The sequence below is a fragment of the Escherichia sp. 93.0816 genome (assembly GCF_013368855.2).
Lineage (GTDB): Bacteria > Pseudomonadota > Gammaproteobacteria > Enterobacterales > Enterobacteriaceae > Escherichia > Escherichia ruysiae.
Genome location: NZ_JABWNC020000007.1, coordinates 12,804 through 35,804 on the forward strand (window position 1 = coordinate 12,804; position 23,001 = coordinate 35,804).

General features: G+C 50.9%; 21 protein-coding genes. 7 read left to right on the top strand and 14 right to left on the bottom strand.

All coding sequences use genetic code 11. The features are described 5' to 3' along the window. Window positions 1-6: 6 nt before the first annotated feature. The 4 genes from chuY to shuT are packed head-to-tail and all read right to left on the bottom strand — an operon-like array spanning window position 7 to window position 3,417. On the bottom strand, window positions 7-630 hold the full coding sequence (gene chuY, locus HEM79_RS09950) for an anaerobilin reductase (RefSeq protein ID WP_176241342.1): 624 nt from the start codon (window positions 628-630) through the stop codon (window positions 7-9). Next, window positions 630-1,124: a heme utilization cystosolic carrier protein HutX gene (hutX, locus tag HEM79_RS09955; protein WP_000020032.1), complete on the bottom strand. Its 495-nt coding sequence runs from the start codon at window positions 1,122-1,124 to the stop codon at window positions 630-632. Before hutX ends, chuY begins: the two co-directional genes overlap by 1 nt. A gap of 12 nt (window positions 1,125-1,136) precedes the next feature. After that, window positions 1,137-2,474, bottom strand: a complete 1,338-nt coding sequence (gene hutW, locus HEM79_RS09960; protein WP_176241343.1) for a heme anaerobic degradation radical SAM methyltransferase ChuW/HutW — start codon at window positions 2,472-2,474, stop codon at window positions 1,137-1,139. A 19-nt stretch (window positions 2,475-2,493) separates the two neighbouring features. Further along, window positions 2,494-3,417, bottom strand: a complete 924-nt coding sequence (gene shuT / locus HEM79_RS09965) for a heme ABC transporter substrate-binding protein ShuT (protein WP_176241410.1) — start codon at window positions 3,415-3,417, stop codon at window positions 2,494-2,496. A 775-nt stretch (window positions 3,418-4,192) separates the two neighbouring features. Here shuT and chuA point away from each other — a divergent pair. Both chuA and chuS read left to right on the top strand, forming a co-directional pair. Then, window positions 4,193-6,082 carry a TonB-dependent heme/hemoglobin receptor ChuA/ShuA gene (gene chuA / locus HEM79_RS09970; RefSeq protein WP_309245441.1) on the top strand — a complete coding sequence of 630 codons (1,890 nt, stop codon included), beginning with the start codon at window positions 4,193-4,195 and terminating at the stop codon, window positions 6,080-6,082. A gap of 48 nt (window positions 6,083-6,130) precedes the next feature. Further along, entirely contained in the window at window positions 6,131-7,159 is a 1,029-nt protein-coding gene (chuS, locus tag HEM79_RS09975; RefSeq protein WP_176241344.1) for a hematinate-forming heme oxygenase ChuS, read from the top strand. A 61-nt stretch (window positions 7,160-7,220) separates the two neighbouring features. On the opposite strand, the gene HEM79_RS09980 is transcribed toward chuS, so the two are convergent. The 5 genes from HEM79_RS09980 to arsR form a co-directional block, all read right to left on the bottom strand. Further along, entirely contained in the window at window positions 7,221-7,751 is a 531-nt protein-coding gene (locus HEM79_RS09980) for a helix-turn-helix domain-containing protein (protein ID WP_000478613.1), read from the bottom strand. Between the two features lie 141 nt (window positions 7,752-7,892). Next, window positions 7,893-8,459, bottom strand: a complete 567-nt coding sequence (gene slp, locus HEM79_RS09985) for an outer membrane lipoprotein Slp (RefSeq protein WP_001044202.1) — start codon at window positions 8,457-8,459, stop codon at window positions 7,893-7,895. 392 nt (window positions 8,460-8,851) lie between these two features. Then, window positions 8,852-9,277 (bottom strand): glutaredoxin-dependent arsenate reductase, encoded by a 426-nt coding sequence (gene arsC / locus HEM79_RS09990; RefSeq protein WP_000065789.1) that lies wholly within the window; start codon window positions 9,275-9,277, stop codon window positions 8,852-8,854. 12 nt (window positions 9,278-9,289) lie between these two features. Further along, window positions 9,290-10,579: an arsenite/antimonite:H(+) antiporter ArsB gene (gene arsB, locus HEM79_RS09995; RefSeq protein WP_176241345.1), complete on the bottom strand. Its 1,290-nt coding sequence runs from the start codon at window positions 10,577-10,579 to the stop codon at window positions 9,290-9,292. 54 nt (window positions 10,580-10,633) lie between these two features. Next, entirely contained in the window at window positions 10,634-10,987 is a 354-nt protein-coding gene (arsR, locus tag HEM79_RS10000) for an As(III)-sensing metalloregulatory transcriptional repressor ArsR (RefSeq protein WP_176241346.1), read from the bottom strand. A 508-nt stretch (window positions 10,988-11,495) separates the two neighbouring features. On the opposite strand from arsR, the gene dinQ reads away from it, so the two are divergent. Continuing rightward, window positions 11,496-11,579, top strand: coding sequence for a damage-inducible type I toxin DinQ (gene dinQ, locus HEM79_RS10005; RefSeq protein WP_001295215.1), 84 nt, complete (start codon window positions 11,496-11,498; stop codon window positions 11,577-11,579). A gap of 53 nt (window positions 11,580-11,632) precedes the next feature. Here the strand turns inward: dinQ and gorA are convergent, their stop codons facing one another. After that, window positions 11,633-12,985 carry a glutathione-disulfide reductase gene (gorA, locus tag HEM79_RS10010; protein ID WP_000160811.1) on the bottom strand — a complete coding sequence of 451 codons (1,353 nt, stop codon included), beginning with the start codon at window positions 12,983-12,985 and terminating at the stop codon, window positions 11,633-11,635. Window positions 12,986-13,056: 71 nt separating this feature from the next. Next, the gene (rlmJ, locus tag HEM79_RS10015) at window positions 13,057-13,899 is read right to left on the bottom strand and encodes a 23S rRNA (adenine(2030)-N(6))-methyltransferase (protein ID WP_176241347.1); all 843 of its coding nucleotides are present in this window, start codon (window positions 13,897-13,899) and stop codon (window positions 13,057-13,059) included. Window positions 13,900-14,161: 262 nt separating this feature from the next. Here rlmJ and prlC point away from each other — a divergent pair, with 262 nt between their 5' ends. Continuing rightward, the gene (prlC, locus tag HEM79_RS10020; RefSeq protein WP_085461361.1) at window positions 14,162-16,204 is read left to right on the top strand and encodes an oligopeptidase A; all 2,043 of its coding nucleotides are present in this window, start codon (window positions 14,162-14,164) and stop codon (window positions 16,202-16,204) included. Between the two features lie 7 nt (window positions 16,205-16,211). Further along, window positions 16,212-16,964, top strand: a complete 753-nt coding sequence (rsmJ, locus tag HEM79_RS10025; protein ID WP_021550036.1) for a 16S rRNA (guanine(1516)-N(2))-methyltransferase RsmJ — start codon at window positions 16,212-16,214, stop codon at window positions 16,962-16,964. Between the two features lie 48 nt (window positions 16,965-17,012). Here rsmJ and dtpB read toward each other — a convergent pair whose 3' ends face one another. Together dtpB and uspA are read right to left on the bottom strand one after the other, a co-directional pair. Next, window positions 17,013-18,482: a dipeptide/tripeptide permease DtpB gene (dtpB, locus tag HEM79_RS10030; protein ID WP_176241348.1), complete on the bottom strand. Its 1,470-nt coding sequence runs from the start codon at window positions 18,480-18,482 to the stop codon at window positions 17,013-17,015. 299 nt (window positions 18,483-18,781) lie between these two features. After that, window positions 18,782-19,216 carry a universal stress protein UspA gene (gene uspA / locus HEM79_RS10035; protein ID WP_000323571.1) on the bottom strand — a complete coding sequence of 145 codons (435 nt, stop codon included), beginning with the start codon at window positions 19,214-19,216 and terminating at the stop codon, window positions 18,782-18,784. A 390-nt stretch (window positions 19,217-19,606) separates the two neighbouring features. On the opposite strand from uspA, the gene uspB reads away from it, so the two are divergent. Further along, window positions 19,607-19,942 carry a universal stress protein UspB gene (gene uspB / locus HEM79_RS10040; protein WP_000626187.1) on the top strand — a complete coding sequence of 112 codons (336 nt, stop codon included), beginning with the start codon at window positions 19,607-19,609 and terminating at the stop codon, window positions 19,940-19,942. A 68-nt stretch (window positions 19,943-20,010) separates the two neighbouring features. Here the strand turns inward: uspB and pitA are convergent, their stop codons facing one another. Continuing rightward, window positions 20,011-21,510, bottom strand: a complete 1,500-nt coding sequence (pitA, locus tag HEM79_RS10045) for an inorganic phosphate transporter PitA (protein ID WP_000902771.1) — start codon at window positions 21,508-21,510, stop codon at window positions 20,011-20,013. Between the two features lie 230 nt (window positions 21,511-21,740). On the opposite strand from pitA, the gene HEM79_RS10050 reads away from it, so the two are divergent. Beyond that, a complete protein-coding gene (locus HEM79_RS10050) occupies window positions 21,741-22,940 on the top strand; it encodes a BaiN/RdsA family NAD(P)/FAD-dependent oxidoreductase (protein ID WP_176241349.1) in 1,200 nt (399 codons plus the stop codon). Window positions 22,941-23,001 lie beyond the last annotated feature (61 nt).

Sequence of the window (23,001 nt, forward strand, 5' to 3'; positions counted from 1 at the left end):
AGGGGATTACGCTGGTTTCAGATCTGGTTCAATCAGACTGTAGATCTGCTTGTTGAGTGTCGGCTGACTGGCCAGTTCAGCAATATGTGCAGCGACATCGGCACGGCGGACAAAACCATGGCATTCCTGATTTTGTATCCGTAACGCTTTACCCGTTGCTGCGCCATCAAGCAGACCGCCTGGACGGAGAATGGCGTAATCAAGTTGGCTGGTTTGCAGCCAGCTTTCCGCCAGCGTTTTTTCCCGTACCGCCTGACCAAACGCGGCTTTGGCGCGATCCGATAAAAACGGCCAGCTATCTCCGCATCCCAAAGAGGTCACCAGAATCATGCGACTGATGCCGGCCTTTTCGGCCTCATCAATCACTGTTCTGTGCGCCAGATAATCCTGTGCGCCACCCATTGTTGAGATAACAAGCGCATCCGGGCCTGCCGCGCGGCAGGCCGCTGCGACCACGCTGGCATCACAGGCGTCGCCAGTAAAAACCTGCACACCTTGTTGCGCCAGTTTCGTGGCGGCATCGGCATGACGAACGACAGCAACGACCGGACGTTGTTCCGCCAGCGCCAGTGCAAGCGTTCTGGCTCCAACTCCCTTTCCGCCTGCGCCAAAGAGTAGCCACGGCGTCATCAGGCATGTTCCTTCAGAGATGCCGCCAGAGCATGGAAGGCGCTGACTTGTTCGCTCAGGAGCTGACGATGGTCATCCCTGCCGAGGAAGATTTTCAGCATGGCGCTGCCTTCCTTATTGAAAAAGAGAATAGAGGCGGTGTCCATGCCCATGAATTTACGTTCGATCAAGGCAATATGTGTGCAGTTTTCTGCTTTGATATGCCCGGACATGCCGTGCTTTCCGCGTAGGTTGAAATAGCCGTGACGATGGAAACCCGAAGGCAGTTCGCCGCTAAATTCGAGGATCACATCGGCAGTATGCACCAGCGTGGTGACGTTGCCCCATTCGCAGACGGTATCCCAGACAGTATCGAATTTATCGCCTGACACGACCGTCGGAGAGGGCAGATTTTTCACTACTTCCAGCAGTGTGGTGTTGTATTGTTCGGCGATCGCTTCCAGCGTACCGTCCGGCTCCGTTTTCAAAAATTCTTGTAACGAGACATGGCTCATAAATCACTCCTGTTATGGTTTTTCAAGCGCAATCGCTGGCGCATTAAGTACCTGAATTAGTTCATTAAGAGACTGCAAAATATTGCTTGCCCAGAAACGACCTTCATTAGTCAGCCGCAGGCAAGTTGACGCATCGCGGCTTAAGCCTTTTTGGTGCCATTGAGCCAGTAACGGCGCGAGTTTTTCGGCATGTGGCGTAAGTTCATCCAGCGGTACACGCGCTGTTTCAACACCTGACTGCAAGGTATGACGCCATTGCGCATTACGTTCGGCGTTACGCATGATCATCATCAGCGGTTTTTTGCCTGCCGCGACGGATTCATGCCAGGTCTGAAGGTTGCGTTCGTTCATCCAGGAGTAACCATTAACCGAACCGCCAGCGCCGGAACCAAAGGCCAGACAATCGGCACCCTGTTTAATCAGCAGGTTATAGAGATTACGTTCGCGTGTGGTGCGACCCCAGTGGCTGTTACTGATGCAGCGCCAACCGGCATCGTCCATGAAGTCACACCCTTGCAGATAGAGATCGCGACGTTCTGCCGGAGAGGGCACGGTAGTGCGCCCGTTTTCCACGGCTTTGCCCAGCGGCGTGTTGGGCAGGACATTGAGCGCATAGAGATCGACACCATCGAGGCCGATATCGCGGGCAATAGCTAGGTCTTCTCCCCAGGTTTGCGCATCCTGACCTGGCAGGCCGAACAGCAGGTCGCACACCACCGCAGCACGGTCGCGTTTGACCAGGCTTTCCATAAACGCAATGGCGGTCGGACCATCAGAGGTGCGTGCCATTTTCTTGCGAATTTTGCTGTTAAATGACTGAATACCAATCGAGAAACGATTTGCTCCTGCGTCAAGGCAAGCATCGATTCGGTCAGCATCAAAATTCAGTACCCGGCCTTCAATGGTGATTTCACAATCGGGTGCCAGTGGTAATTTCTCTCGTAGTGTGGTGATGATTCTGGACAAATCGCGCGCCGAGAGCGCGGAAGGTGTGCCGCCACCGAAATAGACCGCGTGGATGGGTGCGGACTGATGCAATACGCTCTCTGCCTCCAGCTCGATTTCTCGAATCAGGGCATCGGTGTAACGAGCGCACGCATCTTCGTTAAAACGATTCTGATAAAAACCACAAAACGTGCAGTGTGTCGCGCAAAAAGGAATATGCAGATAAACCAGTCGTTTACGAGGTGAAGTCGTTTGACCAATCATCTCTTGCCAGGTTTGTGCCAGTTGTTCTTTGGCGACCGGAATGGCCCCACGAAACGGCATCATGGCGCGCCTGTCTTTAAATGGCTGGTCTCCGTCTAAAGCAAAATGTGGCGTGAGATCCAGGGTGTTTTTCATGTTCATACGTCTGATTTAAATCCGTTTATTGCGGCCAAAGCTGCTGGTGTAAAGATTCAACGACATCAGCAATACGCGGGCCCATTCCCAGAATCAGGTTTTGATCAACGGTGATAATGCGCTGGTTCTTCCAGGCGGCGGTGTGGGTAATTCCGGCAATAGAACGCAGCCGATTAATATCGCCATCGACCATTTGTGAGGTGACGACAATCACTTCAGGGTTAGCCGCAATCAGCGATTCCGCGCTGTAGCTTTTGTACTGCTGGTGGGTAGCGACATTTTCTGCTCCGGCAAGCGACAGAATGGCGTCTGCGACGCTGCCTTTACCGGCAACCTGTGGCGCACTGCCGCCTGCGGAGAGAATAAACATCGCTTTAACCGGAGCTTTTTTGGCCGCCACGTTTTGCTGTACTCGCTCCAGGCGTTGGTTGATCTGTGTCACCAGCGCCTCGCCTTGTTCAGGAACCTGTAGCGTTTTTGCCAGTTGGCGAATGTTGGCGTACATCTGCTGAAGGGTGGCAGGCACACGCGGCAGGGTGACGACGTTGACTTTCTGCGCTCGTAGTTGGTCGAGCACAATTTGTGGCCCGGCATCCTGCCAGGTAATTACGCTATCCGGGCGAAGTGACAAAATGCCTTCACTGCTCAGTTGCTTCCAGTAGCCAATATGCGGCAGTTTGGTGGTTTCTGGTGGATAAGATGTCGTTTCATCGACACCAACCACGCGGTTACCAGCACCCATCGCGTAGATTAGTTCCGTCAGTGACCCTCCAGCAACCACGATACGTTCGGTCGCCGTTGCGCTAAAAGCCCAGCTAAGAGCCAGTACTGCCGTAAACAGTTTTTTCATGGGGATATGATTTACCGTGGTCTTCGCGGCAGAGGCCACGGCTGAAATACATAACGTTAGTGGGGAAAAAAGACACGGCCTGGTGGTGATCCTTGGCATCATATGAGAACTCTTATCAAATTGAGAATGATCATGATTATCATTTGAGTTATATATGAAATACCACCATCGATTCAATACACAAGGCGTTACAAGCGTATTTATTTTTGATTTTTATCAAGATGATTCGTCAGCTAACGTTATTGTTACCGACTAAATTTGAGGGCGGGAAAAAGGCGAAATACCAGCAATGTTGCGGGTTGCAGGGCAAAGAGATAGCAAAATTATTGCAGTTAACGACAAAGATTCGTTACGGCGCGGTGGGGCGAATTGTGACAAGGAGGCTGTGGTTGATGAGACATAAACAGATTTTATAACCCCCTGTTTAGTGTGTTAATAGCGGTTAAAAAAAGCTTGATCATAAAAAATTGATCGATAATAATTCTCATTATCAAGTTGACATTTAACAAAATATGATCATATGGATAATGAAACTATAACTTTTGTAAGGGATAACGCACTGCACTCTTCACTCCAGACGTGGTGTACCACCAGGCCTGATAAAGAGGGCGTGTATTTGCGCAATTGTCAGAAATACCAGGTAATTTCACGGGATATAAACGCCAATTAACTCACCTGGCTAATACTATCGCCTTGAATCGTAAATAAATTTATTTTCGCCAGCCACCCCGGTTTTTACCCAGGCAGCCAGCATTTTTTATTTTCCTCATGGAGAATCGCTATGTCACGTCCGCAATTTACCTCGTTGCGCTTGAGTTTGTTGGCTTTGGCTGTTTCCGCCAGCTTGCCGACGATTGCTTTTGCTACTGAAACCATGACTGTTACTGCAACGGGGAATGCCCGCAGTTCCTTCGAAGCGCCAATGATGGTCAGCGTTATCGACACTTCCGCCCCTGAAAACCAAACGGCCACTTCAGCCACCGATCTGCTGCGCCATGTTCCTGGGATTACTCTTGATGGTACGGGACGCACAAATGGTCAGGATGTGAATATGCGTGGCTATGATCATCGCGGCGTGCTGGTTCTTGTCGATGGTGTTCGTCAGGGAACTGATACCGGACACCTGAATGGTACTTTCCTCGATCCGGCGCTGATCAAACGTGTTGAGATTGTCCGTGGGCCTTCGGCATTACTGTATGGCAGTGGCGCGCTGGGAGGGGTTATCTCCTACGATACGGTCGATGCAAAAGATTTATTGCAGGAAGGACAAAGCAGTGGTTTTCGTGTCTTTGGCACTGGCGGCACGGGCGATCATAGCCTGGGGCTGGGCGCCAGTGCTTTTGGGCGAACTGAAAATCTGGATGGTATTGTGGCCTGGTCCAGTCGCGATCGTGGTGATTTACGCCAGAGCAATGGTGAAACCGCGCCGAATGACGAGGCTATCAACAACATGCTGGCGAAAGGAACCTGGCAAATTGATTCTGCCCAGTCTCTGAGCGGGTTAGTGCGTTATTACAATAACGACGCGCGTGAACCCAAAAATCCGCAGACCGTTGAGGCTTCTGATAGCAGCAACCCGATGGTTGATCGCTCCACGATTCAACGTGATGCGCAGCTTGCTTATAAACTCGCTCCGTTGGGCAACGACTGGTTAAATGCCGATGCAAAAGTTTACTGGTCGGAAGTCCGTATTAATGCGCAGAACACGGGGAGTTCCGGCGAGTATCGTGAACAGACAACAAAAGGTGCCAAACTGGAGAACCGTTCCACTCTGTTTGCCGACAGTTTTGCCTCTCATCTGCTGACATATGGCGGTGAGTATTATCGTCAGGAACAACATCCTGGCGGTGCGACGACGGGCTTCCCGCAAGCGAAAATCGATTTCAGCTCTGGCTGGCTGCAAGATGAGATAACCTTACGCGATCTGCCGATTACCCTGCTCGGCGGAACCCGCTATGACAGCTATCGCGGTAGCAGCGACGGTTACAAAGATGTGGATGCCGACAAATGGTCGTCTCGTGCAGGGATGACTATCAACCCGACCAACTGGCTGATGTTATTTGGTTCGTATGCGCAGGCATTCCGCGCCCCGACGATGGGCGAAATGTATAACGATTCTAAGCACTTCTCGATTGGTCGTTTCTATACCAACTATTGGGTGCCGAACCCGAATTTGCGTCCGGAAACCAACGAAACTCAGGAGTACGGCTTTGGGCTGCGTTTTGATGACCTGATGTTGTCCAATGATGCCCTGGAATTTAAAGCCAGCTACTTTGATACCAAAGCGAAGGACTACATCTCCACTACCGTCGATTTCGCAGCGGCGACGACCATGTCGTATAACGTCCCGAACGCCAAAATCTGGGGTTGGGATGTGATGACGAAATATACCACTGATCTGTTTAGCCTTGATGTGGCCTATAACCGTACCCGTGGCAAAGACACCGACACCGGTGAATATATCTCCAGCATTAATCCGGATACTGTTACCAGCACCCTGAATATTCCCATTGCCCACAGCGGCTTCTCTGTCGGTTGGGTCGGTACGTTTGCCGATCGCTCAACACATGTCAGCAGCAGTTACAGTAAACAACCGGGCTACGGGGTGAATGATTTCTACGTTAGTTATCAAGGACAGCAGGCACTCAAAGGCATGACCACCACACTGGTACTGGGCAACGCCTTCGATAAAGAGTACTGGTCGCCGCAGGGTATCCCGCAGGATGGTCGTAACGGAAAAATTTTCGTGAGTTATCAATGGTAATCATCTGCCCCGATATTTCGGGGCGTTTATCTGGAAGGAAGAGAGACAATGAACCACTACACACGCTGGCTTGAGTTAAAAGAACAAAATCCCGGAAAGTACGCGCGTGACATCGCAGGTTTAATGAATATTAGCGAAGCAGAGCTGGCATTTGCCCGTGTCACGCACGATGCGTGGCGGATGCGTGGCAATATTCGTGAAATTCTGGCGGCACTGGAAAGCGTTGGCGAAACCAAATGCATTTGCCGGAACGAATATGCTGTTCATGAGCAGATTGGTGCTTTCACGAACCAGCATTTGAACGGTCATGCCGGATTAATACTCAACCCGCGCGCGCTGGATTTGCGACTGTTTCTCAATCAGTGGGACAGTGTTTTCCATATAAAAGAAACCACGGCTCGCGGCGAACGCCAGAGTATTCAGTTCTTTGATCATCAGGGCGATGCGTTACTGAAAGTTTATGCCACCGACAATACTGACATGGCGGCATGGAACGAGCTTCTGGGGCGTTTTATCGTCGAAGAGAATACGCCGCTTGAGTTAAAAGCCGCTGATGCGACTGCCGCACAAACCGACGTAGATGCCAGTGTGGTCGAGCAAGAGTGGCGGGCGATGACCGACGTTCATCAGTTTTTTACGTTGCTCAAGCGCCACAACCTGACTCGTCAGCAGGCGTTTAATCTGGTGGCAGACGATTTGGCCTGCAAAGTACCCAACAGCGCGCTGGCGCAGATACTGGAATCCGCCCAGCAAGATGCTAATGAGATCATGGTATTTGTTGGCAACCGTGGTTGCGTACAGATCTTCACCGGTGTGGTTGAAAAAGTGGTGCCGATGAAAGGCTGGCTGAATATTTTCAACCCAACGTTTACTCTTCACCTTTTAGAGGAGTGCATTGCTGAAACCTGGGTTACTCGTAAACCCGCCAGTGACGGTTATGTGACCAGTCTGGAATTGTTTGCCCATGATGGTACGCAGATTGCGCAGCTCTATGGTCAACGTACAGAAGGCGAACAGGAGCAAGCGCAATGGCGTAAACAGATTGCGGCATTGACGCAGGAAGGTGTTACTGCGTAAAGCGTGATTGTGCGGAGGTCTGGCGGTCGCCGGGCCTCTTTATAAATATCAGCTGGCGAGTTCAGACCAGATAATCAATATGTTGATGACGTACCAGTTCGTTGATCCGCTTAAGGTTAAGAATCATCATAATATTGTGTTTATGGCAATAGAATGTTTTCAGCGAAATTTTTAATTTTCCCAGAATATCTTCCGTCGTCATTTGATTAGCAATGCAGGTCAGAACCTGATGTTGTTTGCATGAGAGTGACACATCCGCTTCTGGCACAGAACAGTAACTGCCATTAAGCAGCGCGACAAAGTCAATAATCGTAATATTTCTCTGGACAAAGGTTACCGGGACTTTTCCCAGACAACGTTTAATATTAAATGGTGAGAAAACAATGACATGAACAGGCTTCAGATGTTCAATTTTGTTGAGTATTGAAGAATGAAAGACATTATTCATTAACGTGTCAATAATCACTAAGGCATTCTGATGCAATGTTAAGTCGATCTCTTCTTCGTTCTGTATATGAACGACATTACCCTTACTTAAAATATTTTTCATGGCGGTGAAAAACATTGTATCCCTGGTAATTATAAGAAACATAACCGACTCCTGTTGCGGACATTAACTTTATAATCAGGTGCCAAAGGTAATAAATAGAGAGGATATTATAATTATAGTTATATATAAATATTCATACTAAAGATGCAGATATTTGAAAAATATCTGCATCTTTAAACTAAATCATTTCACCAGTTCTGGTGTTACCTGGCTAACCGCATTAGTGTAGTAAGGTGCGCCCCAGCCTGGTTCAGGCCAGAATGCGCCGTAGCCGTAATCCCACAGGTTGTAGGTGGTGTTGACCACTTCTCTCAAATGCCACACCTGAATACCTTGTACATTCACGTCAACGAAGTTATACGGGACTTTATTGATAAATCCAGGTTGTTCGCCCTGAATTGTGCCGAGAACGGTAACAAAGTGATTGCGGTAGTTCACTGGGTCAAGGAAGCCATTTTGTCTGGCGAGCAGGCGACCCTGATAGTTGGCTTCAATTTCAGGTTTGGCATAGCTATCCAGCGGTAATACGGCGATTTCTAACAACGTATCTGTTTTGCCGTTAATAACGTTGATAACCTTACCGCCAAAGCGTGCCTGTTGACCAACATACAAATTTGGTTGGTTATGAACAGCAACAAAACTTTTTTGAATATCAGGTTGGTTATTGCCTTTGATATTTTGCGGAATCGAACTACATGCGGCAAGAAAAAATGAAAGGCTGAAGATGAGTGCACCTTTTGTCTTGTTCATGTTACTATCCTTATCAACAAATGTTAAAACCATAATAGATATTTCTTTATAGTTTTCATCCGATTCTTAGGCGATATGCCTGATAGTAACGTAAACCTGTCTGATATTTATATCCTTGAATATTAGTCCCGGATAGCATTGACATATGATGTTATTATCCGTCTCCTCGTAATATTAGTTCTTTATTTAATTATTATAATGAGTTTATTTTTTCTCTCATGTTGCATGGAGTGCTAATTATTAGCATTATGGTGATAACCATTTATTAAAATGGAAACTATTTATCCGCGAGGGCAGGAAGCGCAATTTACTGAAATTGCACGATCATGCATCCGGTAAGAAATGATACGCGCTTCGTCAGAGATTGGGGGGGCACAGCCACCCCCCTTTATTTATTTTAATCGTTTACCCGAATCATCAACCACTTTCTCACCGTCTTCCTTGCTGAACGCGCCTTTTTGCGCATCAGGCAGAATTTCCAGCACCACTTCCGAAGGACGGCACAGGCGGGTTCCCAGCCGCGTTACCACGATTGGACGGTTAATCAGAATCGGGTGTTGCAACATAAAGTCGATTAACCGATCGTCAGTAAATTTATCTTCTGCCAGACCCAATTCCTCATACGGTTCAACGTTTTTACGCAGCAGGGCGCGAACAGAAATTCCCATATCAGCAATGAGTTTTACCAGCTCATCACGAGTCGGTGGGGTTTCCAGATAATAGATAATGGTCGGTTCTGTACCGCTGTTGCGGATCATCTCCAGCGTATTACGCGACGTGCCGCAGGCCGGGTTGTGATAAATGGTAATGTTGCTCATATCAGTATCTCATTACAAAGTGAAAGAGAGGCGTAGCGCCAGCGCCACCAGCGTTACAAACAGTACCGGCAGGGTCATGATAATTCCTGTGCGGAAGTAATATCCCCAGGTAATCGTCATATTCTTCTGCGAAAGTACGTGCAGCCAGAGCAGCGTTGCCAGGCTACCAATAGGTGTAATTTTCGGCCCCAGATCGCAGCCAATAACGTTGGCGTAAACCATTGCTTCTTTGATGACGCCAGACGCCGTGCTGCTATCAATAGACAACGCACCAACCAGTACCGTAGGCATATTGTTCATGATCGAAGAGAGGAAGGCGGTCAGGAATCCGGTGCCCAGCGTCGCGGCCCACAGGCCGTTATCTGCCAGTACGTTGAGTATGTCAGAAAGGTAATCTGTCAGCCCCGCATTGCGCAGGCCATAAACCACCAGATACATACCGAGCGAGAAGATGACAATCTGCCAGGGCGCACCGCGCAGCACTTTACCCGTATTGATAGCATGACCGCGTTTAGCGACTACAAACAAAATCAGCGCACCCACCGCCGCAATGGCGCTTACCGGAATGCCGAGTGGTTCCAGGACGAAAAATCCCACCAGCAGAAGCAGTAAAACAACCCAGCCAGTTTTGAAGGTGGCAGGATCTTTAATCGCTTCGGCGGGAGATTTCAGCAGCGCCATATCGTAGTTCTGCGGAATATCTTTGCGGAAATAGAGATGCAACATCACCAGGGTAGCCAGTATCGCGGCGATATCCACCGGCACCATTACCGAAGCGTATTCGCGAAAGCCAAGACCAAAGAAATCTGCCGAAACGATATTCACCAGGTTCGAGACGATAAGCGGCAGGCTGGCGGTATCGGCAATGAATCCGGCCGCCATCACAAACGCCAGCGTAGTGCCTTTACTGAAACCTAATGCCAGCAGCATGGCGATGACAATCGGCGTTAAAATAAGCGCCGCGCCATCATTGGCAAACAGAGCTGCAACGGCGGCACCGAGCAGGACAATCCAGGTAAACAGCAGGCGACCACGACCATTGCCCCAGCGTGAAACGTGCAGCGCCGCCCATTCGAAAAAGCCGGATTCATCCAGCAGCAGACTGATGATAATAACGGCAATAAATGCGGCAGTTGCATTCCAGACGATATTCCACACCACAGGAATATCGCCCGGATGAACCACGCCTGTAACTAACGCCAGCATTGCGCCCAGCGTTGCACTCCAGCCGATGCCTAAACCTTTCGGTTGCCAGATAACCAATACGATGGTCAGGACAAAGATAGTGCCTGCCAGTAACATAATGCCTCCCGGATATAACACATGCGAAATTTCATATGTGTTTAGATAAAATTTTTAACTGCAAATGTTCTTATTGTCTGCGGAACAATTTTGTCGGGCCAGGTTACGGACAATAGCCTGAACATTTTCCTGTTCACATCGCCAGGTCTGCTCAATAATTTTTGCAGCCCAGGAAGGAATATGCGGCGATAAACGGTAATGAACCCACTTACCTTGCTTGCGATCCAGCAATAAACCGCTTTCCCGTAGCAATGCCAGGTGGCGTGAGATCTTGGGCTGCGACTGATTCAGGGCCGTACAGAGATCACACACGCATAACTCACCCATCTCACTGAGCAATAATACGATGCCCAGGCGGGTCTCATCGGCAAGAATTTTGAAGAGTTGGATGGGTAAAAGAAATGACATATTGCGCTCCTGATTGTTGCAGGCAGTGTCTCTCTTCAAAACGGATAAGTCAAAAACATATATGGTTTAACGGATGCGTAGGTGCAAAGGAAGGTAATGGGTGTGAATTTTGAGTTGGGTATTCATTTGAAAGGCGGTCTGAATCAGGGCGTAAAAAAACCGACTTTGCGTCGGTTTTTTACTTTCCAGCCCTGAGTTGGTGGCTCTGGCTGGAGTGAGATAGTCATCATCTAACGCATCAATGCTAATACCATACTGAAACTATTGCAAGGACGTGCTGGTTTTATAACCTGTATGTACTGTATGATTATCCAGTTAGCTCTGAGGCATTTTCACTCTGGCAATGCGCATAAACGCTTTCAAAGTCCTGATCAGTTGTACGGGTGGTGCCGTTAACTGATGCTCTGGCCGGAGTGAGATAGTCGTCATCTAACAATGGGACATGCGCCGTGACAGGCAATGGATGAGTAAGCGGATGCATTCTCACTCCATCGCATGGAGAAAACGGGTGATTGATAAAGCAATCATCGTTCTTGGGGCGTTAATTGCGCTACTGGAACTGATCCGCTTCCTGCTTCAGCTTCTGAACTGATAGCGGAAACGTAGCTAAGGGCAAAGAGCACACCACTCTTTGCCCTTTAACATTTAACGCATGGTCACGAACTCTTCTGCCGCCGTCGGGTGAATGGCAACCGTGTTGTCGAAGTCTTTTTTGGTTGCGCCCATCTTCAGCGCCACCGCGAAGCCCTGCAACATTTCGTCCATACCAAAACCAATGCCGTGAATACCGACAATCTTCTCTTCCGGTCCAACGCACACCAGCTTCATGCGGCACGGCTGGCGGTGAGTGGTGACGGCGGTATACATCGCGGTGAAAGAGGATTTATATACTTTCACCTGGTCATCGCCGTACTGCTCGCGCGCCTGCGGCTCCGTTAAACCAACAGTACCAATCGGCGGATGGCTGAAGACCACGGTCGGAATGTTGCTGTAATCCAGATGCTCATCCGGCTTGTTGTTAAACAGGCGTTCAGAGAGACGGCGACCTGCCGCTACCGCGACCGGCGTCAGTTCCACTGCGCCTGTGTTATCGCCCACCGCGTAAATACCTTCAACGTTAGTATTTTGATATTTATCGACGACGATATAGCCTTTTTCGTTAGTTTTAACGCCAGCGGCTTCGAGGTTGATGTTGTCATTGGCAGGCTCGCGACCAATCGCCCAAATCAGGCAATCCACCGTTTCACTGCGACCATCTTCCAGCTCCAGCGTCAGGCTACCATCGGCATTTTTCACTACCGCTTTCGGGATGGCGTTGGTGTGCAACTGCGGGCCTTCGGCGTTCATCACTTCGACCAGCGTTTCAGAGATCATCGGGTCAAAGCTGCGCAGCGGCGCATGTTTACGCACAAACAGATGCGTTTTCGCGCCGAGGCCGTTAATCACGCCCGCCAGTTCAACGGCGATGTAACCCGCGCCAACAACCGCCACGCGCTCTGGCAAAGCAGGAAGGGCGAAGAAGCCATCGGAATCAATACCGTATTCCACGCCCGGAATATCCGGGTGGCTCGGACGACCGCCGGTGGCGATCAGGATATGATCGGCCGTGATGGTTTCGCCGTTTACTTCCAGCGTTTTGGCATCAACGAAGCGGGCAAAGCCTTTGATTACATCAACGTTATTTTTACCGAGCACGTTTTCATAGGAAGTATGAATACGGTCTATATAGGCGGTACGGCTGGCGATCAACGTTTCCCAGTTGAATTTATTGATAGTGGTATCGAAACCATAATCCGGACCGTACATGTGGATCGCTTCACGGATTTGCGCCGCGTGCCACATCACTTTTTTCGGCACGCAGCCAACGTTCACGCAGGTGCCGCCCAGTTCTTTGGCTTCAATCAGCGCGCATTTCTGACCGTACATAGCCGCGCGGTTGATGGAGGCGATACCGCCGCTGCCGCCGCCGATGGCGATGTAATCATAGTGTTTAGTCATGACAGAGTGTCCTTATCGTTGATTACCGCGATTGTAGCGCGAGACGTAATAGGTGCCAGCGATGGTTGCAATTACTCCGGCACGATCCAGCTTACGGTAGCGTGTCCGGTGCCTGCCGGAACCAGTTTGCTGTGCAGCCACGGCAGCACGTTATTCATTTGCTGCTCCAGCTTCCACGGTGGATTAATCACAATCATGCCGGAAGCAGTCATACCACGGCGGTCGCTGTCTGGCAGCACCGCCAGTTCAATTTGCAGAATTTTGCGAATGCCGGTCGCTTCCAGGTCGTGGATCATGCGCTTGATCTGCTGGCGCAACACCACCGGATACCATAATGCGTAGGTGCCGGTAGCGAAACGTTTGTAGCCTTCTGCTATCCCGCTGACCACCGCCTGATAGTCGGTTTTCATTTCATACGGTGGGTCGATAAGTATCAAACCACGGCGGGAAACTGGCGGCAGTTTTGCTTTCAGTTGCAGGAAACCGTCGGCTTTTTCTACGCGCGCACGGCTGTCTTTCTGAAATTCAGAACGCAGCAACGGGTAATCGCTCGGGTGCAGCTCGGTCAGTTGCAGACTGTCCTGCTCGCGCAGTAGCTGGCGAGCAATCAACGGTGATCCGGGGTAGTAACGCAACTGACCGCTACGGTTGAAGTGTTTAACCACATTGATGTACGCCTCCAGTTCTGCGGGCAAATCGTCCTGCTGCCAGATACGGGCGATGCCTTCGAGATATTCGCCAGTACGCTCGGCGTGTTCGCTGCTTAACTGATAACGCCCGGCACCCGCGTGGGTATCGAGATAGAGAAACGGTTTATCCTTCTCTTTCAGCGACTCAATGATCAGGCTCTGAACGGTATGTTTAAGGACGTCGGCGTGGTTGCCAGCGTGAAAGCTGTGGCGATAACTGAGCATGGGTAAAGGTGTTCCGGTAAGTAAAAATCGGCCCGTATTCGGGACGCACAAAAGCATATCAGGACAGTATACCGAAAAGAGGCCGCCGCCGCGAAAGCGTAACGTTTCTCATTGAAATTCACTACACTTAACCCCATGCTATTACCCATTACGCGTCGGATGGCATCGGCCTATTAACGTAGGTCGGATAAGACGTCAGCGTCGCCTCCGGCGAAAGCGCCTGTGAGCGTTTCGTTCCCTCTATTTAACCAGGACTGTACCTATGACGAATCCGTTACTGACTCCCTTTGAATTGCCTCCGTTTTCTAAAATTCTCCCGGAACATGTCGTTCCTGCCGTGACTAAGGCGCTGAACGACTGTCGCGAAAATGTGGAGCGCGTGGTAGCGCAGGGGGCACCGTACACCTGGGAAAATCTCTGCCAACCGCTGGCAGAAGTGGACGATGTGCTGGGACGTATTTTCTCCCCGGTCAGCCACCTGAACTCGGTGAAAAATAGCCCGGAGCTGCGCGAAGCCTACGAACAAACGCTGCCGCTGCTGTCGGAATACAGCACCTGGGTAGGGCAACACGAAGGGCTGTACAAAGCGTACCGCGATCTGCGCGATGGCGATCATTACGCCACGCTGAACACGGCACAGAAGAAAGCGGTTGATAACGCACTGCGTGATTTTGAACTGTCGGGCATCGGTCTGCCGAAAGAGAAACAGCAACGTTACGGCGAGATTGCCACCCGTCTCTCCGAGCTGGGCAACCAGTACAGCAACAACGTCCTCGATGCGACGATGGGCTGGACTAAACTCGTTACCGACGAAGCTGAGCTGGCGGGGATGCCAGAAAGCGCGCTGGCTGCGGCAAAAGCCCAGGCCGAAGCGAAAGAACTGGAAGGCTACCTGCTGACGCTGGATATCCCAAGCTACCTGCCGGTAATGACCTACTGCGACAATCAGTCTCTGCGCGAAGAGATGTATCGCGCTTACAGCACCCGCGCCTCCGATCAAGGCCCGAACGCCGGTAAGTGGGACAACAGCAAGGTGATGGAAGAGATCCTCACCCTGCGCCACGAACTGGCGCAACTGCTGGGCTTTGAAAACTACGCTTTCAAATCACTGGCTACCAAAATGGCGGAGAACCCGCAGCAGGTGCTTGATTTCTTAACCGACCTGGCAAAACGTGCGCGTCCGCAAGGTGAAAAAGAGCTGGCGCAACTGCGCGCCTTCGCCAAAGCGGAATTTGGCGTCGATGAGTTGCAGCCGTGGGATATCGCTTACTACAGCGAAAAACAGAAACAGCACCTCTACAGCATCAGTGACGAACAACTGCGTCCGTACTTCCCGGAAAACAAAGCGGTTAACGGCCTGTTTGAAGTGGTGAAACGTATTTACGGCATCACCGCTAAAGAGCGTAAAGATGTTGATGTCTGGCACCCGGATGTACGTTTCTTCGAACTGTATGACGAGAACAACGAACTGCGCGGCAGCTTCTACCTCGACCTGTATGCCCGTGAAAACAAGCGCGGTGGGGCGTGGATGGATGACTGCGTAGGCCAGATGCGTAAAGCCGACGGTTCGTTGCAAAAACCGGTCGCTTATCTGACCTGTAACTTCAACCGCCCGGTGAACGGTAAACCGGCACTGTTTACCCATGACGAAGTGATCACCCTGTTCCACGAGTTCGGTCACGGTCTGCATCATATGCTGACCCGCATCGAAACTGCCGGTGTTTCCGGTATCAGCGGAGTGCCGTGGGATGCGGTCGAACTGCCGAGCCAGTTTATGGAAAACTGGTGCTGGGAGCCGGAGGCGCTGGCATTTATCTCCGGTCACTATGAAACCGGCGAACCGCTGCCGAAAGAGCTACTGGATAAAATGCTGGCGGCGAAGAACTACCAGGCGGCGCTGTTTATTCTGCGTCAACTAGAGTTCGGCCTGTTCGATTTCCGCCTCCATGCAGAGTTCCGCCCGGATCAGGGAGCGAAAATCCTCGAAACCCTGGCAGAAATCAAGAAACTGGTTGCTGTGGTGCCGTCTCCGTCATGGGGTCGTTTCCCACATGCATTTAGCCATATCTTTGCCGGTGGTTATGCAGCAGGTTACTACAGCTACCTGTGGGCCGATGTGCTGGCGGCGGATGCCTTCTCGCGCTTTGAGGAAGAGGGGATTTTCAACCGTGATACTGGACAGTCGTTCCTCGACAACATTCTGAGCCGTGGCGGTTCAGAAGAGCCTATGGAACTGTTCAAACGCTTCCGTGGTCGCGAACCGCAACTGGATGCGATGCTGGAGCATTACGGCATTAAGGGCTGATCATTCAGTGAAAATCTGCTTAATTGATGAATCGGGCGCCGGAGACGGCGCCTTATCTGTTCTGGCGGCTCGCTGGGGGCTGGAACATGATGAAGACAACCTGATGGCGCTGGTGTTAACGCCGGAGCATCTGGAACTGCGTAAGCGTGATGAGCCGAAACTTGGCGGCATTTTCGTTGATTTTGTCGGCGGGGCAATGGCGCACCGACGCAAATTCGGCGGCGGTCGCGGTGAGGCGGTAGCGAAAGCGGTGGGCATTAAAGGCGATTATCTGCCGGATGTCGTCGATGCGACCGCAGGTTTAGGGCGCGATGCCTTTGTACTGGCTTCGGTCGGCTGCCGCGTGCGGATGCTGGAACGTAATCCGGTGGTTGCCGCATTGCTCGATGACGGCCTGGCGCGTGGCTATGCCGATGCGGAAATCGGCAGCTGGTTGCAGGAACGGTTGCAGTTGATTCACGCCTCCAGCCTGACGGCGCTGACCGATATTACTCCGCGCCCGCAGGTGGTCTATCTTGACCCGATGTTCCCACATAAGCAGAAAAGCGCGCTGGTGAAGAAAGAGATGCGTGTGTTTCAGTCGCTGGTGGGGCCGGATCTCGATGCCGATGGGTTGCTGGAGCCTGCGCGGTTGCTGGCGACCAAACGCGTGGTGGTGAAGCGCCCGGATTATGCGCCGCCGCTGGCGAATGTCGCCACACCGAACGCGGTTGTTACCAAAGGGCATCGCTTTGATATTTATGCGGGTACGCCGGTGTAAAAGTGAAAACGGGTAACGTTATAGCTACCCGTTTTTCTGCAAAAATAATTAATGGCTTTCCGGTGTCTCAATCATTCGTTTCAGCCAGGGCACCATCATCAACATCACTACTGCAACGCCCAGCGTGACCAGACCAATCTTACCAAACACGTTGGTATAAACAGGTAACGTCTCAAGCGGATCGGTAATGTTGTCTGGCACGGCGGTAAATGTTGCCACATAGCCGCCGAGCAAGAACGCGGCAGCCTGCGTCAGAAACCACATCCCCAGAATAAATCCCATCAAATGCAGCGGCACCAGGGCAGCAACCATTGCCAGACCCAGGGCGCTAATAAACAGTTCACCCAGGCTCTGGAACAAGTAAACCAGCACGATAAACCACGGTGATGTCAGCCCCTGCGCATCAGCAAACCACATCCCAGCAGCGGCGGCAGTCAGAAAACCCAGCGAGCACATAAACATGCCGAGAGTAAATTTCATCGGCATCGAGAGGTCTTTGCCTTTGTTACCCAGATGAGTGTAAATGCCCGCCAGTATTGGGCTGGCGAGTACCACCCAGAACGGGTTAAGCGCCTGGAAGCTGACCGGGTTGATGGAAAAACCGAGAATTTCATGATGCACGTTGTTGATGGCAAAGAAGTTCAGCGACGTTGGCATCTGGGCGTAGAGGATGTAAAACACCACCGCTTCGAGCATCAGCACAAAGGCGACGAACATTTTATTGCGCCCGGTTTTATCCAGCTTGAATGCCTGACGGAAGAAGATAATGGTGACGACGATGGAGAGGGCGATCAGCACCAGATTGGCGACTTCTACGTTGTGCATGAGCCATGCACAGACGAAGATCATCACTACGCTGCCCATCAACACGTACAACAGTTTGCCGAAGTTCAGTGGTCGGAAGTCAGGATCTGAACCAATATCTTGCACCATCCCGCGACAGGCGATGTAGACCAGTAGCGCGACAATCAAACCTACCCCGCACAGGTTATAGGTAACGGAATAACCAAATCTATCGGCAATCACGGGTGCCAGCGACAACGCCACCAATGAACCAATATTAATCGACATGTAAAACAGTGTGAAAGCACCATCCAGACGCGGGTCTTTCGGTGGATAGCATTTAGAAAGCAGGCTTGCCGGGTTGGCTTTAAACAAGCCGTTGCCGACGGCAATAGTGCCCAGGGCGATGAAAATCAGATCAGGCTTAAGTAGCGACATTCCGGTCATGAAGTAACCAATCGCCAGCACAATAGCCCCAAGAACAATGGTGCGTTTAGTCCCAAGTAGGTGGTCGCCGACATAGCCACCAATGGAGATAAGTCCATAGACCAGCGCAGCAAAAGCGCCAAAGGTGACAAAGGCCTGCTCTTGTGAGAATCCGAGCTGTTTAACGAAGAAAACCGCCAGCACGCCTTGCACGCCGTAGTAGCCGAATCGCTCCCATAATTCGACAAAAAAGATCATGAAAAATGGGCGAGGTTGTTGCAGCATCCCGGTGGGTGTTGTTGTATTCATATTTATTAACCTTCCAATACCATCCTGAAAAGTATGAACGCGTAAGTGATTGCGCGCGAAAGATTTTACATATGTCTAAGATTTTTAATATTGATGTGGTAAATAGTTATATGCACTATTTCGACAGAAAGTAACCAGATAATCATGCTGGTTGTTTGAAGTAAGATGGTTTTACATTCTGTTTTTTGAGGTGCTGAAAATTTGGATAGCTCTATGTATCTATGAGCCTGCAGGCCAGGAGTGCGCAAAAGCAGAACGCCCGCATAAGCGGGCGTCGGGAGCAAGTCGGGAGGGGATGATTATTCTTCTTCGTCGCGCAGCGGAACAATCAGCATATCAACGTGAACGGTGTTGATAAGTTGACGCGCGGAAGACATCAGTTTGCTCCAGAAGTCCTGGTGATGACCACAAACAACCAGATCCATATCGTATTTCTTGATTGCATCCACCAGAACCTGACCCAGATCGCCGCTGCCGCTCAGGGTTTCAGTGATTGGGTAACCTGCGTTGGTGGAGAGCTCGGTCAGCGCGTGATGAGTCTCTTCGGAGATGCGTTTCTGCATATCACCCAGATTCACATCAATAAGCCCGGTGTATAGGTCAGAGTAGTTTACATCTACGTGGATCAGAGAAACCTTCGCATTGTAGGGGCGAGCCATAGAGACTGCTTTCTCTACCAGAACTTTGCTTTCCGGGGAGAGATCGACCGCGATGAGAATGTGTTTATAAGCCATAGTGTTACTCCTTCCATAAAGTTGTCGATGACTGGCCAGCTAGCGTTTCTTGTGCCGTTACGTCACCCGCGTCCTGCGAACTACGTGCGCGGGGCTAACCCAGCCGTAAAGATTCAGTGTTAAGACCATCCTTACCTTATAGCGACCCGGATGATCCGTCAATCCGCCTTGCTTACCAATCAGATAATCAAATTTTCGAGATGAATATATTGATAGTGGTTAACCTTATGGAAAAAAAACAAGCTGATCTCCTACACTATCTATAGAGCCGCTCGGATGTGCGTCACGACAAAAGCGGTTTCTCCAGGACCTGGTGTTAACTGATTGGCAGCGTATCGGGAGCGGTAGCCCCGGAGTGGAACTCCGTGGGCCGGTCGCCGGGGAGGAGGTATGATAAGCACCGTCGCATTATTTTGGGCTTTATGTGTCGTTTGCATTGTTAACATGGCGCGCTATTTCTCATCACTACGCGCGTTGTTAGTGGTACTGCGTAATTGCGATCCATTGCTCTATCAATATGTAGATGGAGGGGGCTTTTTTACCTCACATGGCCAACCTAACAAACAGGTGCGTCTCGTTTGGTATATCTATGCTCAGAGGTATCGCGATCATCACGATGATGAGTTTATTCGTCGCTGCGAGCGTGTGCGTCGGCAGTTTATTCTGACCAGCGCATTGTGTGGTCTGGTCGTGGTAAGCCTGATTGCATTGATGATCTGGCATTAAGTACCACAGCAATAACGCATAAAAAAAAGCGGGTCAGAAAACTGACCCGCTCGTTTTTATGCGTGCGATTACAGGAACTGCAAGGAGATCCAGTACAGCCCGCCGGAGAGCAGTATCGCAGCCGGGAGGGTAAACACCCACGCCATCAGAATGCTGGTTACTGTTTTACGCTGTAAGCCGCCACCATCAACAACCATCGTCCCCGCTACGGAAGAGGAGAGTACGTGAGTGGTGGAAACCGGCATCCCGGTATAACTCGCCAGGCCGATAGACACCGCAGCCGTCATCTGGGCAGACATCCCCTGAGCGTAGGTCATGCCTTTCTTACCGATTTTCTCACCGATAGTCGTTGCCACGCGACGCCAGCCAATCATCGTACCGATACCTAACGCCAGCGCGACCGCCATGATGATCCACACCGGAGCGTACTCGATGGTACTCAGCATATCGGACTTCAGTTTCTTCAACAGACGCTGATCATCTGCTGTGACGCCAGGCATTTTCACCACTTTGTCGATGGTGTCAGAAACGCACAGCATAATGCGGCGCATCTGGCTACGTTGGTCAAGCGACAGCTTGTCGTAGCTTTCCACGTCAGCAGTCAACATGCCTTTCAGGCGATTGAGCGCGTTAATGGTATTCGACGGATGGCAATGGAACTCCGCAGGTTGTGTTGCGCCTGCTTCCGGAGTCGGTACTAACTGATCAGCACCGGTCGCCTGTTTCAGCAGTGCAGGGTGTTGCTCAAAATAAGCTTCCACGTTGTTGATTGCATCACGGGTACGAGTGATTTCGTAGCCTGAGGCATTCATATTAACCACGAAGCCCGCTGGTGCGACGCCAATCAGCACCAGCATAACCAGACCAATGCCTTTCTGACCATCGTTCGCACCGTGAGAAAACGCCACGCCGACAGCGGAAAGGATCAGCGCGATACGCGTCCAGAACGGCGGCTTTTTCTTACCGTCTTTCTTTTCACGCTCCGCTGGGGTCAGGTGGATACGGGCGCGTTTCTTAGTGCCGCTCCAGTAGCGACGCAGCAAGAAAATCAGACCGCCAGCAAACACCAGGCCGACAATAGGGGAAACGATCAGAGATGCGAAAATACTTAATACTTTCGGGATATTGAGTGCATCCACCACTGACGTACCGGTCATCAACGCATTGGTTAAACCAATACCGATGATTGCGCCGATCAGCGTATGGGAGCTGGATGCAGGCAAACCAAAGTACCAGGTACCCAGGTTCCAGATAATCGCCGCCAGCAACATAGAGAACACCATGGCGAGACCATGGGACGATCCCATATTAAGCAGCAAGTCTGTCGGTAGCATATGCACAATGGCATAGGCAACACTAAGACCACCCAGCAAAACACCCAGGAAGTTGAACACTGCCGCCATAACCACAGCGAGCTGAGAACGCATCGCGCGGGTATAGATGACAGTTGCCACAGCGTTGGCTGTGTCATGGAAACCATTAATGGCTTCGTAGAACAGCACAAAAGCCAGTGCAAGCAATAATAACAGCCCGGTATGCAAATCCAGGCCAGCAAACAAATGTAGCATAGGACGTTACGCCATTTTGAGGACATGAACGCGGCGCATTATCAGTGACTTTCGCGGCGCGGGCAAAGTGAAATATAGATTTTTTTGATTTGCCTCCTGTATGATTTTTACTCAAAAAATAATTATCTTATATAATTCAGGTAAATACTTCCCCTAAGTAATATTGATGCTGGTGCGACCACTGAGGAATCTTTACAATTCACGCCCGTTTTTTCTAAGAGGAGCGCAACGTGGAAAGGTTTGATGCCATTATTATAGGCGCTGGTGCGGCTGGTATGTTCTGTTCTGCGCTGGCAGGTCAGGCGGGACGCAGAGTTTTGCTGATTGATAATGGTAAAAAACCGGGGCGCAAAATCCTCATGTCTGGCGGTGGGCGCTGCAACTTTACCAACCTTTATGTCGAACCTGGCGCCTATCTGAGCCAGAATCCGCATTTTTGTAAGTCAGCTCTCGCCCGCTTTACCCAGTGGGATTTCATTGATCTGGTCAATAAACACGGCATCGCCTGGCACGAGAAAACGTTAGGACAACTCTTCTGTGATGACTCTGCACAGCAGATTGTCGACATGCTGGTGGATGAGTGTGAAAAGGGTAATGTGACCTTCCGATTGCGCAGCGAAGTGCTGAGTGTGGCAAAGGATGAAACGGGGTTTACGCTTGAACTGAACGGTATGACCGTCGGCTGCGATAAACTGGTCATTGCCACCGGAGGCCTCTCGATGCCTGGTCTGGGCGCATCGCCGTTCGGTTATAAGATTGCCGAACAATTTGGCCTCAATGTGTTGCCAACCCGCGCTGGCCTGGTGCCATTCACCCTGCATAAACCGTTGCTGGAAGAGTTACAGGTGCTGGCGGGCGTGGCGGTGCCTTCGGTGATCACCGCTGAAAACGGCACCGTATTCCGCGAGAACTTACTCTTCACTCATCGTGGCTTATCCGGCCCTGCGGTATTACAGATTTCCAGCTACTGGCAGCCGGGCGAATTTGTCAGCATCAATCTGCTACCGGATGTGGATCTCGAAACCTTCCTTAATGAGCAGCGTAACGCACATCCAAACCAGAGCCTGAAGAACACCCTGGCGGTTCATCTGCCGAAACGGTTGGTTGAACGGTTACAACAACTGGGGCAAATCCCGGACGTCTCGCTAAAACAGCTCAACGTGCGCGATCAACAGGCGCTGATTACCACATTGACCGACTGGCGCGTACAACCCAACGGCACCGAAGGCTATCGTACCGCCGAAGTGACGCTCGGCGGTGTGGACACCAACGAACTCTCTTCACGGACAATGGAAGCGCGCAAAGTGCCGGGGCTGTACTTCATTGGTGAAGTGATGGACGTCACCGGCTGGCTGGGGGGCTATAACTTCCAGTGGGCGTGGTCGAGCGCATGGGCTTGTGCGCAGGATTTGGCGGCTGTGAATAAATAATAAAAATTCGGCGCCGTTATCAACATCAAGGCCGGGAAGCGGGAACTAATGGTTCCCGCTT

What these genes read in the sequence shown, in the direction of transcription:
- gorA (WP_000160811.1), bottom strand. Translation starts at nt 12,985, where the DNA reads ATGACTAAACACTATGATTACATCGCCATCGGCGGCGGCAGCGGCGGT.
- arsB (WP_176241345.1), bottom strand. Translation starts at nt 10,579, where the DNA reads ATGTTACTGGCAGGCACTATCTTTGTCCTGACCATCGTATTGGTTATC.
- HEM79_RS09980 (WP_000478613.1), bottom strand. Translation starts at nt 7,751, where the DNA reads ATGTTTCTTATAATTACCAGGGATACAATGTTTTTCACCGCCATGAAA.
- uspA (WP_000323571.1), bottom strand. Translation starts at nt 19,216, where the DNA reads ATGGCTTATAAACACATTCTCATCGCGGTCGATCTCTCCCCGGAAAGC.
- pitA (WP_000902771.1), bottom strand. Translation starts at nt 21,510, where the DNA reads ATGCTACATTTGTTTGCTGGCCTGGATTTGCATACCGGGCTGTTATTA.
- uspB (WP_000626187.1), top strand. Translation starts at nt 19,607, where the DNA reads ATGATAAGCACCGTCGCATTATTTTGGGCTTTATGTGTCGTTTGCATT.
- rlmJ (WP_176241347.1), bottom strand. Translation starts at nt 13,899, where the DNA reads ATGCTCAGTTATCGCCACAGCTTTCACGCTGGCAACCACGCCGACGTC.
- chuA (WP_309245441.1), top strand. Translation starts at nt 4,193, where the DNA reads ATGACTGTTACTGCAACGGGGAATGCCCGCAGTTCCTTCGAAGCGCCA.
- chuY (WP_176241342.1), bottom strand. Translation starts at nt 630, where the DNA reads ATGACGCCGTGGCTACTCTTTGGCGCAGGCGGAAAGGGAGTTGGAGCC.
- arsR (WP_176241346.1), bottom strand. Translation starts at nt 10,987, where the DNA reads ATGTCATTTCTTTTACCCATCCAACTCTTCAAAATTCTTGCCGATGAG.
- hutX (WP_000020032.1), bottom strand. Translation starts at nt 1,124, where the DNA reads ATGAGCCATGTCTCGTTACAAGAATTTTTGAAAACGGAGCCGGACGGT.
- hutW (WP_176241343.1), bottom strand. Translation starts at nt 2,474, where the DNA reads ATGAACATGAAAAACACCCTGGATCTCACGCCACATTTTGCTTTAGAC.
- slp (WP_001044202.1), bottom strand. Translation starts at nt 8,459, where the DNA reads ATGAACAAGACAAAAGGTGCACTCATCTTCAGCCTTTCATTTTTTCTT.
- dtpB (WP_176241348.1), bottom strand. Translation starts at nt 18,482, where the DNA reads ATGAATACAACAACACCCACCGGGATGCTGCAACAACCTCGCCCATTT.
- shuT (WP_176241410.1), bottom strand. Translation starts at nt 3,417, where the DNA reads ATGCCAAGGATCACCACCAGGCCGTGTCTTTTTTCCCCACTAACGTTA.
- prlC (WP_085461361.1), top strand. Translation starts at nt 14,162, where the DNA reads ATGACGAATCCGTTACTGACTCCCTTTGAATTGCCTCCGTTTTCTAAA.
- chuS (WP_176241344.1), top strand. Translation starts at nt 6,131, where the DNA reads ATGAACCACTACACACGCTGGCTTGAGTTAAAAGAACAAAATCCCGGA.
- arsC (WP_000065789.1), bottom strand. Translation starts at nt 9,277, where the DNA reads ATGAGCAACATTACCATTTATCACAACCCGGCCTGCGGCACGTCGCGT.